Origin of the sequence: Pseudomonas medicaginis (assembly GCF_965119365.1) — a bacterium.
In the GTDB taxonomy this organism is placed as follows: domain Bacteria; phylum Pseudomonadota; class Gammaproteobacteria; order Pseudomonadales; family Pseudomonadaceae; genus Aquipseudomonas.
In genome coordinates, this window is sequence record NZ_OZ221631.1 from 2,234,908 (window position 1) to 2,246,862 (window position 11,955).

General features: G+C 62.9%; 10 protein-coding genes. 4 read left to right on the forward strand and 6 right to left on the reverse strand.

The features are described from left to right. The first annotated feature begins 325 nt into the window (after positions 1–325). Both ACMTA2_RS09895 and ACMTA2_RS09900 read left to right on the forward strand, forming a co-directional pair. Positions 326–1,249, forward strand: a complete 924-nt coding sequence (locus tag ACMTA2_RS09895) for a chemotaxis protein CheV (RefSeq protein WP_053120553.1) — start codon at positions 326–328, stop codon at positions 1,247–1,249. A gap of 71 nt (positions 1,250–1,320) precedes the next feature. Then, positions 1,321–2,130: an MOSC domain-containing protein gene (locus ACMTA2_RS09900; RefSeq protein ID WP_413794689.1), complete on the forward strand. Its 810-nt coding sequence runs from the start codon at positions 1,321–1,323 to the stop codon at positions 2,128–2,130. 195 nt (positions 2,131–2,325) lie between these two features. On the opposite strand, the gene ppnP is transcribed toward ACMTA2_RS09900, so the two are convergent. The 6 genes from ppnP to ACMTA2_RS09930 all read right to left on the reverse strand — a co-directional run bounded on the left by ppnP (position 2,326) and on the right by ACMTA2_RS09930 (position 10,251). Then, positions 2,326–2,610 carry a pyrimidine/purine nucleoside phosphorylase gene (gene ppnP, locus ACMTA2_RS09905; RefSeq protein WP_014337306.1) on the reverse strand — a complete coding sequence of 95 codons (285 nt, stop codon included), beginning with the start codon at positions 2,608–2,610 and terminating at the stop codon, positions 2,326–2,328. Positions 2,611–2,702: 92 nt separating this feature from the next. Then, the gene (locus ACMTA2_RS09910; protein WP_413794690.1) at positions 2,703–3,245 is read right to left on the reverse strand and encodes a 3'-5' exonuclease; all 543 of its coding nucleotides are present in this window, start codon (positions 3,243–3,245) and stop codon (positions 2,703–2,705) included. A gap of 62 nt (positions 3,246–3,307) precedes the next feature. Next, positions 3,308–5,278, reverse strand: coding sequence for an acetyl/propionyl/methylcrotonyl-CoA carboxylase subunit alpha (locus ACMTA2_RS09915; RefSeq protein WP_413794691.1), 1,971 nt, complete (start codon positions 5,276–5,278; stop codon positions 3,308–3,310). Positions 5,279–5,433: 155 nt separating this feature from the next. After that, the gene (atuD, locus tag ACMTA2_RS09920; RefSeq protein ID WP_413794692.1) at positions 5,434–6,591 is read right to left on the reverse strand and encodes a citronellyl-CoA dehydrogenase; all 1,158 of its coding nucleotides are present in this window, start codon (positions 6,589–6,591) and stop codon (positions 5,434–5,436) included. A gap of 25 nt (positions 6,592–6,616) precedes the next feature. Beyond that, positions 6,617–8,233: a geranyl-CoA carboxylase subunit beta gene (atuC, locus tag ACMTA2_RS09925; RefSeq protein WP_413794693.1), complete on the reverse strand. Its 1,617-nt coding sequence runs from the start codon at positions 8,231–8,233 to the stop codon at positions 6,617–6,619. 227 nt (positions 8,234–8,460) lie between these two features. Continuing rightward, positions 8,461–10,251, reverse strand: a complete 1,791-nt coding sequence (locus ACMTA2_RS09930) for an acyclic terpene utilization AtuA family protein (protein WP_413794694.1) — start codon at positions 10,249–10,251, stop codon at positions 8,461–8,463. A gap of 180 nt (positions 10,252–10,431) precedes the next feature. Between ACMTA2_RS09930 and ACMTA2_RS09935 the strand changes: the two genes are divergently transcribed. Continuing rightward, the gene (locus ACMTA2_RS09935; RefSeq protein WP_413794695.1) at positions 10,432–11,058 is read left to right on the forward strand and encodes a TetR/AcrR family transcriptional regulator; all 627 of its coding nucleotides are present in this window, start codon (positions 10,432–10,434) and stop codon (positions 11,056–11,058) included. A gap of 115 nt (positions 11,059–11,173) precedes the next feature. After that, positions 11,174–11,950 (forward strand): substrate-binding periplasmic protein, encoded by a 777-nt coding sequence (locus ACMTA2_RS09940; RefSeq protein WP_413795627.1) that lies wholly within the window; start codon positions 11,174–11,176, stop codon positions 11,948–11,950. Positions 11,951–11,955 lie beyond the last annotated feature (5 nt).

Here is an 11,955-nt window from a genome sequence, read left to right on the forward strand (position 1 = left end):
GGCAGGACCGATGTCTTGTGGTCGCGCACAAAAGCCTGACTCCGTTCAGCAATGAGAATGGCGTCACATTAATGGCTATTGGATAGCGGGAATATCAGGTTGGACCTGATTGTGCCTAGGGGAATCCCTTAGGCAAGGGAACTTGATGCGCAAACCGTAGTCGCGCAGCGGGGGGAAATGGGCGAATGAAATCGTGAAGCCAGTAAAGCATGATGTTAATGTGATATCAATTCCCCGGACTGTATTTTATTCGGGGGTCAAGATTCGGCTCGTGCCGCCGATAGCTGTTTTATTGGATTCATCCGAACAAGCCCAGGAGTCATCGATGGCCGGCATTCTCGACACAGTAGATCAACGAACCCAATTGGTGGGTGAGAATCGCCTGGAAATTCTCATGTTCCGCCTGGCGGGTCGGCAGTTGTTCGCCATTAACGTGTTCAAGGTCCAGGAAGTCCTGCAACTGCCAAAGCTGACCCTGATGCCGCAGCGCCACCCATTTGTGTGCGGCGTGGTCAATCTGCGAGGCCAGACGCTGCCGGTGATCGACCTGTCCCAGGCCATTGGCATGCGTCCGCTGGTGCCGGGCGCCAACAGCACCATTATCGTGACCGAATACAACCGCTCGGTTCAGGCGTTCCTGGTGGGCGGCGTCGACCGCATCGTCAACATGAACTGGGAAGCCATCCTGCCACCGCCGACCAGTGCCGGTCGCGAGCACTACCTGACGGCGATCAGCAAGGTGGACGATCAGTTGGTGGAAATCATCGACGTGGAAAAAGTCCTGGCCGAAATCGTGCCGTACAACGCCAAGGTCTCCCGGGACAAACTCGAAGACCCGGTGCTGGAGCGCGCCCGAGGCCGCGAAGTGTTGTTGGTGGACGACTCCAATGTTGCGCTCTCGCAACTGCGCGACACCCTGGGTCAGTTGGGCGTGAAGATGCACATCGCCAGCGATGGCCTGAAGGCCCTGAACATGCTCAAGGCCTGGGCCGATACCGGCGAGGTCATGACCGACAAATTGCTGATGATCTTCACCGACGCGGAAATGCCGGAAATGGACGGCTACCGCCTGACCACCGAAATCCGCAACGACCCGCGCTTGCGTGGGCTCTATGTCGTACTGCATACCTCGCTGTCCGGCAGCTTCAACGACTCGATGGTCAAGAAGGTCGGTTGCGACAACTTCCTCTCCAAATTCCAGCCGGACAAGCTGGTCGACGTGGTGCGCCAGCGGCTGATGCTCGACTGAAACCGATGGTGGTTTGCTTCACTGGCCGGCTCGTATAAGGTGGCATTTTTTTGCCATCGGGGAAGTTGACCATGTTGCGGCTGAGCGCGCTGTATCGGTATCCGTTGAAGTCCGGCAAGGGCCAACCCCTGCAGGAAATCGGCCTGGACAGGCTCGGGCTGGACGGTGATCGGCGCTGGATGCTGGTGGATGAAGGCACGGGCCGGTTCCTGACCCAGCGCGCCGTGGCGAAGATGAGCCAGCTTTCGGCCCTGTGGAACGAGGCGGGTGGCGTGACGCTCAGCGCGCCGGGCCATGGCGCCATCGACGTGCCCTTGCCACCCACCGGGCAAGAGCAGCTGCGCGGCGTGATCATCTGGCGTGACACCTTGCGTGTGCCGGATGCCGGTGACGAGGCCGCGGCCTGGGTCAGCGAGTTCATCGGCAACCCCACGCGGCTGGTGCATGTGCCGGTGGAACTGGCGCGCACTACCGCAGCCGGTTATGGCAAGGATGACGACAAAGTCGCCTTCGCCGATGGTTTCCCCCTGCTGCTGATTGGCCAGGCCTCGTTGCAGGACCTGTCGAGTCGCGTCGGTCGTTCGCTGGAAATGTTGCGCTTTCGCCCCAACCTGGTGGTCGAGGGCAGCGAGGCATTTGCCGAGGACGGCTGGAAGCGTATTCGTATCGGCGAGGTGGAGTTCCGGTTGGTCAAGCCTTGCTCGCGCTGCATCATGACCACGGTCGATCCTCACACCGGCGAGCGCGATCCACATCGCGAACCCTTTGCCACGTTGCAGCAGTACCGTTCGACACCGGACGGTGCGATGTTCGGCCAGAACCTGGTCAACGACAGCAACGGTCGGCTTGAAGTCGGTATGCCGGTTGAAGTGCTCGAGTAAAAAGAACCGGGAATAAAAATGTGTGGCGAGGGGATTTATCCCGCAGGGCTGCGAAGCAGCCCCAGACCTGCCGCCCTCTGTGTATCAGGCTGATTGTGTTCAGCCTTTTTGGGGCTGCTGCGCAGCCCAGCGGGGCGGTGCGACGTTTCGCTAAATCCCGTCGCCACAGATGAGCGGCGTATCTATGCCACAGAATCAGCCGCGGTATTCACACAGGTAGGCAGTGTCGACGGCCACCTTGAGCTGGAACTTGCTGTTGGCCGGTACATTGAACTGGCTGCCGGCCTCGAAGGTTTCCCAGTCGGTGCTGTCGGGCAGCTTCACGGTCAGGGCGCCGGAGACGACGTGCATGATTTCCCGTTGGGCCGTGCCGAATTCGTATTCGCCCGGTGCCATGACGCCGATGGTCGCAGGGCCTTCGGCAGTGCCAAAAGCGATCGACTTGACGGTGCCGTCGAAGTACTCGTTGACTTTAAACATGGGCGATTCCTCGAAAAAGGGGCTTGAAAAGGCCGGCCAGTATGCACAAGGCTGCAACATTCGTCATCTGCCGCGCCGGGAGGGGACGCCGCTCACCCCGGAAGCACCAGGGGTAACAACCGCGCGGTATTGCGGGCATCTTCCAGGGCGCGGTGCTGTTGACCACAGAATTGCAGGCCCGCCAGTTGCAACGCGCCATTGAGCCCCAGCGGTCGCTCCAATCGCCGGGCCTTGGCGAAGCGTTGCTTGAGGTTCATGTGTGGCACCTGGCCCAGGACACTGCGCAACTGCTGGTGCTGCCATTCCTGAAGCAGTTGCTTGCGGTCGTAATCGCCCCAACTGACCCAGCTTTCCAGCTTCGGCTGATACGGCGCCAGCCAGCGCTCGAACGCCGGCCAGACTTCGGTCAAGGGCGCGGCACCGTCGATATTGGCCTGGGTGATGTGGGTCAGTTCGCGGCAGAAAGGCGTGAGCAGCGGTCGCCTAAGGGGCCTCACGAAGCGCTGGAAATGATCCACTTCGCGGCCGTCACGATTCACCAGTGAGGCGCCGATTTCGATAATTTCCATTTCGGTTACCGGCCAGCCACCTTCATCGGTGGTGGCCTCCAGATCAATCACCAGCCAGTGAGGCATTGCAGGGTTCCCGGTATCGGCGTGCTGATGGGTTTGAGCGTAGTCAAACCCTCGGCATCCGACTAGTGGGTTGTTTCAACGCGCAACAAAACCTGGCGGTTTTTCACCTGGTTACCTCGCGTCACCTGCAATTGTCTGACCACGCCATCGACGCCTGCCTTGAGTGGGTGTTCCATTTTCATCGCTTCGAGCACCATCAGCAGTTGACCTTGGCGCACTGGGCTGCCTTCGCTGACCAGCAACTCGACAATGGCACCGTCCATGGGCGCCCTGAGCATACCGTCGCTGGCCGTGGCCTTGGCGACGACTGGCGCCAGGGTCCGGTCTTGCAGGTGCAGGCCGCCAGGGCGGGTGCAGAGCCAGAGGTCGTTGCCATCGAGGCGCCAGGCATGGCGCTGGCGAATCCCGTCGATGACCAGCGTTGCACCTTGCGGGTCAACGTCGAGCAGCTTCATCTCGATCAGGCGCCCGGCACCCTCGAGGCAGAGCGTCCCGTCGGTTCCGACGGCCAGGCTCAGCGTCCAGTCGTGCTCACCGACGCCGATCCGATAATGCAACGCCGCGCCGATGCTATTGCGCCATCCTCCCAGGCCAGGAGCATGCCGTGCCTGCGCGGCCTGATAAAACGCCGCCGTGGCGATGGCCAGTTGTTCGGCCGAGGGCTCAAGAGGCAGGAGCGCCGCATGATTGGCCAAGTGCCGCCCGATGAAGCCGGTACCGAAGTCCGTGTCGATGAACCGCGGATGGGCCAGCAACCCGGCAAGCAAGCGCTGGTTGCTCTGGACCCCCAGCAGCACGCAATCTTCCACCGCTCGCAACAATTGGCGGCGGGCTTCTTCGCGGGTAGTGCCGTGGACGATGAGTTTGCCCAGCATCGAATCGTAGAACGGTGTGATGGCCTGGCCCTCCAGCAGGCCATGGTCGATTCGCACGCCGTCGCGCAGGGGGGGCTCCCAGCCGATCAACCGGCCGGTCTGGGGCAGGAAGTCCGCCGCCGGGTCTTCGGCGTACAGCCGCACTTGCATGGCATGGCCGCTGAGGGTCACCTGATCCTGGCGCAGGGGCAGTGGTCTGCCGGCGGCGACGTCCAATTGCCAGGCCACCAGGTCCAGGCCGGTGATCAACTCGGTGACCGGGTGTTCGACCTGCAGGCGAGTGTTCATTTCCAGGAAGTAAAAACGACCGTCCGCCGCGAGCAGGAATTCCACCGTCCCGGCACCGACATAATTCACTGCGCGCCCCGCCTCGAGTGCCGCCTCGCCCATGGCCTGGCGCAGGTCGGCGGTCATGACCGGGCAGGGCGCTTCCTCGATGATTTTCTGGTGGCGTCGCTGGATCGAGCAGTCCCGTTCCCCCAGGTGGATCAACTGGCCGTGGTGGTCACCGAAGATCTGCACTTCCACATGGCGTGGATCGATCAACGCCTGTTCGAGAATCAACTCGTCGCTGCCGAAGTTGTGCAGGGCTTCCGAGCGTGCGCCGTGCAACTGCTCCAGCAGTTCCTCGGCGCGTTGGACCAGGCGCATGCCCCGGCCACCGCCGCCTGCGCTGGCCTTGATCATCAACGGGTAGCCGATGCGCCCGGCTTCGCGCTGCAGGGTGTCGTCGTCCTGGGCGGCGCCCTGGTAACCGGCGAGACAGGGAACGCCGGCTTTGATCATGGCGTTTTTGGCGCGGCGCTTGCTGCCCATCAGGTCGATGGCTTCGGGGCTGGGGCCGATGAAAACCATGCCGGCCTCTGCGCAGGCTCGGGCGAACCCGGCGTTTTCCGAAAGAAAGCCGTAGCCGGGGTGGATCGCGTCGGCGCCGCTGCGCCGGGCCGCCTCGAGAATGGCCGAGGGGTCGAGGTAGGACTGCTGCACCGGGGCTGGGCCGATCAGCACGGCTTCATCGGCCATGCGCACATGCAGCGCATCGGCGTCAGCCTCGCTGAATACCGCCACCGTGCGATAGCCCAGGGCCTGGGCGGTGCGCTGGATGCGACAGGCGATTTCACCGCGGTTGGCGATGAGGATTTTACTGAAGGCGGGCATGGGCTCATTCCTGGGTTTTTGTGGGGCCTGTTCGGGCCCTTTCGCGAGCAGGCCCGCTCCCACAGCGAACTGGGACTACCTGATGACCTGGTCAACTGTGGGAGCGGGCTTGCTCGCGAAGCTTTTGGCACTCCACCACCGAGCAGACAGGGCGCTCACTTTTTTTTCCCCGGCAAAATCCCCATGAGCTTGCAGATGATGCCCAGCATGATCTCGTCCGCACCGGCGCCAATGGACACCAGCCTTACGTCGCGATAGGCCCGGGCAACCGGGTTGTCCCACATGAAGCCCATGCCGCCCCAGTATTGCAGGCAACTGTCGGTGGTTTCCCGGGCCAGGCGACCGGCCTTGAGCTTGGCCATCGACGCCAGTCGCGTGACGTCCTGGCCGTTGATGTACTGCTCGGTGGCCTGGTAGACCAGCGCCCGCAGGCATTCGATCTCGCTGGCCAGTTCCGCCAGGCGAAAGTGGATCACCTGGTTGTCGATCAGCGCCGTGCCGAACGTCTTGCGTGCCTTGCAGTACTCGATGGTGCTGTCGATGCAATGTTCCAGGCCCTTGAGCATGTTGGCCGCGCCGAACAGGCGCTCTTCCTGGAATTGCAGCATCTGCATCATGAACCCGGCGCCTTCCTGGCCGATGCGGTTGCGTTGTGGCACCCGCACGTCGTCGAAAAACACTTGGGCGGTTTCCGAGCTGCGCATGCCGAGTTTGTCCAGGTGCTGGCCGAGGCTGATGCCGGGGCTGCGCATCGGCACCATGATCAGCGATTTGTTGACGTGGGGCTTGTCGTCCGAGGTGTTGGCCAGCAGGCAAATGAAATCGGCGCTCGGCGCATTGGTGATCCACATCTTGCTGCCGTTGATGACGTAGTCGTCGCCGTCCTTGCGCGCCGTGGTCTTGAGCCCGGCGACGTCGGAGCCGGCGCCGACCTCCGAGACGCCGATGCAGCCCACCTGTTCGCCGCGAATGGCCGGGCGCAGGAACGTTTCACGCAATTCATCGGAGCCGAAACGGGCCAGGGCCGGGGTGCACATGTCGGTCTGGACACCGATGGACATCGGCACGCCACCGCAATGAATGGTGCCGAATGCCTCGGCCGCGACGATCGAATAGCTGTAGTCCAGGCCCATGCCGCCGAATGCCTGCGGTTTGGAAATGCCCAGCAGGCCCAGCTCGCCGGCCTTGCGGAAAATCTCGTGGATGGGGAAGCGCCCGGCCTGCTCCCATTCGTCGACGTAGGGGTTGATGTCGTGGTCGACAAACTGGCGAACGGTGCGCCGCAGTGCTTCGTGTTCCTGGGTGAAGATCATGTTTATCGTTCTCCTGGGGCTGCGCTCAGAAACGGGCCACGCCGAAGCTGTTGGCTTGCAAGGGCCGCTGTTCGGCCTCGTGACAGATGTCCAGCAGGTAACCCAGCAGTGTGCGGGTGTCACGCGGGTCGATGAGCCCGTCGTCCCACAGGCGGGCGCTGCCGTAGAGGGCGGTGGATTGGCTGTCGAGTTTTTGCGCGGTGGTGTGCTCGAGCAGGTCCAGCATCTTCGGGTCGGGGTGCAGGCCGTTCTTGAGCTGCGTGGCCTCGGTGATCATCCGCAGGACCTTGCCGGCTTGGGCTCCGCCCATCACGGCGGTGTGGCTGTTGGGCCAGGCAAAGATGAAGCGTGGGTCCAGCCCACGACCACACATGGCGTAGTTGCCTGCGCCATAGGAACCGCCCACCACAACGGTCAGCTTGGGCACCCGGGCATTGGCCACGGCCTGGATCATCTTGGCGCCGTGCTTGATCACCCCTTGTCGCTCCGACTCGGTGCCGACCATGAACCCGGTGGTGTTATGCAAAAACAGGAGCGGCGTGCGGCTCTGGTCGCACAGCTGGATGAACTGCGCGGCCTTGCTGGCGCCCTGGGGCGTGATCGGTCCGTTGTTGCCGATCAGGCCACAGGCATGGCCGCGAATGTGCAAGTGGCCGCAAATCGTTTGGGCGTCGAACTCGTTTTTGAAGGCCAGGAAATTCGAGCCGTCAGCGATGCGGGCGATGATTTCCCCCACGTCATAGGGCTTCTTTGGGTCGTCGGGCACCAATCCCAGTAGTTCGTCGGCGGGGTAGAGCGGCTCCGTCCAGCTCCGTTCGGGCTGTGGCGGCCGTTGCGCGTTCCAGGGCAACATGCCGAGGATTTCCCGAGCCAGGCGTATGCCATCGGCGTCGTTCTCGGCCAGGTATTCGGCGGTGCCGGCCACCTGCGCGTGCATCAGCGCACCGCCCAGTGCCTCTTCGCTGGCCACTTCGCCGGTCGCGGCCTTGAGCAACGGCGGCCCGGCCAGAAACAGCCGCGCCTTGTCGCGCACCATCACCACGTAATCCGACAGGCCTGGCTGATAGGCACCGCCGGCAGTGGCCGAGCCATGTACCACGGTGATCTGCGGCAGGCCCATGGCCGACAGGCGTGCCTGATTGGCAAAGCAGCGCGCGCCTTCGACGAAAATCTGTGGGGCGTAATTGAGATTGGCGCCGCCACTTTCGGCGAGGGTGATGACTGGCAGTTTGTTTTCCATGGCGATCTGTTGCAGGCGCAGGGTCTTGTGCAAACCGCTGGGGGAAAGGGTGCCGCCCTTGATGGCGCTGTTGTTGACCACCACCAGCACCCGCACCCCGGACACGTAGCCGATCCCGGCGATCAGGCCACCGCCGGCCTGGCTGCCGTCCGTGTCGTCATGGCGTTTGTAGCCGGCCAGGCTCGCCAGTTCGAGAAACGGTGCACCGGGGTCCAGCAGCAGGTTCAGGCGCTGGCGCGGTAACAGTTGGCCGCGCTGGTCGAACTTGCCCTGGGCCTGGGCGGCTTTCGCCACCACGGCTTGTTCGAGCTGGCGCAGCTGTTCGACGCCGGCCAGCATTGCCGCGTGGTTGCGCGTGAACTCAGCGCTGTGGGGATCCAGGTGCGATTCGATGACCGGCATGCAGACTCCTCTTGCTCGAACGGATTAGCGCAAAGCCTTGTGGCGAGGGGATTTATCCCCGTCGGGCTGCGAAGCGGCCCCACAACGCGTGCGACCTGGTGCGTCAGGCAAAAATGAGTTGGTTGCTTTGGGGGCTGCTGCGCAGCCCAGCGGGGATAAATTCCCTCGCCACAGGTTCAACTCAACAGATGGCTCATTTGCTCGACTGACTCCCATGGCCACCGCCCTCAGCCGACCTGATCGGCGATGTGTTGTGGCACGGGTATCTGAATCTCCAGTAGCTGCTGGGCGAATGCCTTGCCTTGGGGGTCGATGCGCAGACTGGCGACACCGCCCCCGCCGAGGGCGTTTTCCAGCAGGAAATTCAAACTGTGGGTGCCCGGCAGGTACCAGCGTTCGACCCGGCCCAGCAGCGGGTCGAGCACGTGGCTCATCCAATCGACCATCACCTCCGGGGTCAGCGCCTCGGCGATCCAGGGCAGGTATTCGGGTGCCCGGGCGATCACGCCGATGTTGCTGTGGTTGCCCTTGTCGCCGGAGCGCGCCACCGCCAGTTTGATCAGTGGCACGCTGGCGTCGGCCCGGCCCTGGGGTTTGGGTGGGGCAGGGGCGACCGGCAGGTCGATGGTGCGCAGCGGTTCGACAGCGGGCAGGGGGCAAGGGTGGCGCTGGCCGTCGAGCTCGATGTCGAGGCGGCAGGTGGTTTTGTCGATCAGGAACGAGAACAGGCGAATCAAGGGCGACACCGTCGGCCGGCCACCGACCAGGCCGGTCAGTCCCGGTGCCATGCCGGTGGCGGCCTGGGCGATTTCCCTGGAAAACAGCACCAACGGTTGTTTGTCCGGGTGCCGTACCGCCAGCCTGATCACCACCTCACGGCTGTCCCGGCGCTGTCCGTGCTGGCCGTAAGTGGCTTCGCTGCCCAGCAGTTCGATGTTCACTTCGCTGTAGGGCGCCCAGCCACGTTGGCGCAATAGCTGCGAGGTCTTGGCGATAATCGCCTGGCCGACCCGTTCAGCCTTGGCCACCGCATCGATGCCGGCGATCAGGCCGGTGGCGGTACAGCGCCAACCGTCCAGCCAGGTGGCGCAGACCTTGTACCGGTCACTGGGCGGCAGGCCCCTGGCGCCGTGGACGCGCACCGTGTGCTTGCCCTGCTGGATCAACTTGACCTGGCTGAAATCACAGATCACGTCTGGCAATAGATAGCCTTGCGGGTCGCCGATTTCGTAGAGCAATTGCTCGCCGACGGTCAATGGCGTGACCAATCCGCCGCTGCCTTCGGTCTTGGTGACAATGAATGAGCCATCGCCGCTGACTTCGACGATGGGAAAGCCGATGTGCTCGTAATCTGGCACGTCCTGCCAGTCGGTGAAATTGCCGCCGGTGCATTGGGCGCCGCATTCGATGAGATGCCCTGCCAGCGCGGCCTGGGCCAGTCTGTCGTAGTCGTCCCAGGCCCAGCCGAACTCATGCACCAGGGCGGCGCTGACTACGGCACTGTCCACCACACGGCCGGTGATCACCACATCGGCGCCCAGGCGCAACGCTTCGACAATGCCGGGCGCGCCGAGGTAGGCGTTGATGGACACGCACGCGGGAGGCAGGGGCTCGCCGCTGAACATCTCTCGGATGCCTTGGGTGGCGAGCCGTTCGCATTGCGGTTGCAGGTCGTCGCCCAGCAGCACGGCGATCTTCAACGGCACGCCGGCCTGATCGCAGGCCGCTTGCAAGACCTTCGCACAGGCCAGGGGATTCATCCCGCCAGCGTTGCCGATGACGCGGATGCCGTCGTCATGCAGACGCTGGAGCAGCGGGGTGAGCACCTCGATGAAATCCGTGGCATAGCCGCTCGAAGGGTCTTTCAGGCGCGCCCCGGCCATGATCGACATCGTCACTTCGGCCAGGTAGTCGAACACCAGGTAATCCAGCGCTCCGTCCTCGACCAGTTGCGCCGCCGCTGTGCAGGTATCGCCCCAAAAGGCGCTGGCGCAACCGATTCGGATCGTTCTTGGCATGACGTTCCCTCCGGCAAAGGTGGTTCGAGACTACCAAGCAAGCGCTTGGTTTGTAAATGCTGCCCCGGACAGGGGGCCGAGCGCTTGCTTGGTGGCCTCGCTCGGCTTAAATTGCCCGCGCCACCGGTGGTTTGGTGAGCAAGGGTGGCGCGTTGGTTGATCGACTGTAGGAGAGAATGGGTGGACGAGCAAAAAGCCCTGGGCGTGATGCGTGAGCTGGTCGACAACGGACAACTGACCGACCCGGACAGTGCGCGCGGCAAACTGCTCCAGACCGCCGCCCACCTGTTTCGCAACAAGGGCTTCGAGCGCACCACGGTGCGGGACCTGGCCGGTGCCGTGGGCATCCAGTCGGGCAGCATCTTTCATCATTTCAAGAGCAAGGACGACATCCTGCGGGCGGTGATGGAAGAAACCATCCGCTACAACACTGCATTGATGCGCGCTGCCCTGGCCGAGGCCGACAGCGTGCGCGAGCGGGTGCTGGCGCTGATTCGCTGCGAATTGCAGTCGATCATGGGCGGCACTGGCGAGGCCATGGCGGTGCTGGTCTATGAATGGCGTTCGCTCTCGGAGGACGGGCAGCGGCACGTGCTGGCCCTGCGTGATATTTATGAAGACTTGTGGCTCGAGGTCTTGGGCCAGGCCAAGGAGGCCGGGTATATTCGCGGGGACGTGGCCATTACCCGGCGGTTCCTCACCGGGGCACTGTCCTGGACCACCACCTGGTTTCGTGCCGAAGGCAGCCTGAGCCTCGATGAGCTGGCCGAGCAGGCCTTGATCCTGGTACTTGAAGAAAAACAATAATCGAGCGGTGCGTTAAATGGCCGCAGGGCTGGCTAAGCGGTTGAAACCGCCTAGCTTGATTGTAGTGATGGGGACTTTTGGGGAGTGGGTTATCTTGACGTTTTCGCCGATGGGGATGACCTCGCGTGTGCTGCTGGCCGCTCTGGCTGGTTTCCTGGCGTTGCCGATCGAGGCGGCGCAACTGGTGCGGATCGGCGCGGCGCATTTTCCGCCCTATACCGTTCGTCCCGAGAACGGTGCCGACACCGGCCTGCTGCCGCAAATGGTGGGGGCCTTGAACCAGTCGCAAAGCGACTATCAGTTTGTACTGGTGCCGACGTCCATCCCGCGCCGGTTCAATGATTTCAAGCAGGGCCGGGTCGACATGGCGATTTTCGAGAACCCCGAATGGGGTTGGCAGGATGTGCCGCACACCTCGGTGGACATGGGCCTGGAAGATGCGGAAATCTTCGTTGCCCAGCGCCAGCCGCAACGACAGCAAAGTTATTTCGCCGACCTCAGGGGCAAGCGCCTGGCGCTGTTCAGCGGTTATCACTACGCCTTTGCCGAATTCAACGCCGACCCCAAGTACCTCATCGGCCAATACAACGCCACGCTGACGTATTCCCATGACAGCAACCTGCTGATGGTGTTGCGCGGCCGGGCGGACATTGCCCTGGTGACCCGTTCCTACCTCAACGATTACGCGCTGCGCAATCCCGAAGTCGGCCCGCAATTGCTGGTGTCTGAGCGCATCGATCAGGTTTACCACCATTACGCGCTGATCCGCCCCCAGGCGCCCATTTCCGGTGAAGCGTTTGCAAATTTGCTGCAAACGCTGCGGGATAACGGTCAGTTGCTGAAGATTTTCCAGCCCTACCAGATCCAGTTGGTGCCCACGCATTCCCATTGAAGCGG

What these genes read in the sequence shown, in the direction of transcription:
- ACMTA2_RS09940 (WP_413795627.1), top strand. Translation starts at nt 11,174, where the DNA reads ATGACCTCGCGTGTGCTGCTGGCCGCTCTGGCTGGTTTCCTGGCGTTG.
- ACMTA2_RS09930 (WP_413794694.1), bottom strand. Translation starts at nt 10,251, where the DNA reads ATGCCAAGAACGATCCGAATCGGTTGCGCCAGCGCCTTTTGGGGCGAT.
- ACMTA2_RS09910 (WP_413794690.1), bottom strand. Translation starts at nt 3,245, where the DNA reads ATGCCTCACTGGCTGGTGATTGATCTGGAGGCCACCACCGATGAAGGT.
- ppnP (WP_014337306.1), bottom strand. Translation starts at nt 2,610, where the DNA reads ATGTTTAAAGTCAACGAGTACTTCGACGGCACCGTCAAGTCGATCGCT.
- ACMTA2_RS09895 (WP_053120553.1), top strand. Translation starts at nt 326, where the DNA reads ATGGCCGGCATTCTCGACACAGTAGATCAACGAACCCAATTGGTGGGT.
- ACMTA2_RS09915 (WP_413794691.1), bottom strand. Translation starts at nt 5,278, where the DNA reads ATGCCCGCCTTCAGTAAAATCCTCATCGCCAACCGCGGTGAAATCGCC.
- atuC (WP_413794693.1), bottom strand. Translation starts at nt 8,233, where the DNA reads ATGCCGGTCATCGAATCGCACCTGGATCCCCACAGCGCTGAGTTCACG.
- atuD (WP_413794692.1), bottom strand. Translation starts at nt 6,591, where the DNA reads ATGATCTTCACCCAGGAACACGAAGCACTGCGGCGCACCGTTCGCCAG.
- ACMTA2_RS09900 (WP_413794689.1), top strand. Translation starts at nt 1,321, where the DNA reads ATGTTGCGGCTGAGCGCGCTGTATCGGTATCCGTTGAAGTCCGGCAAG.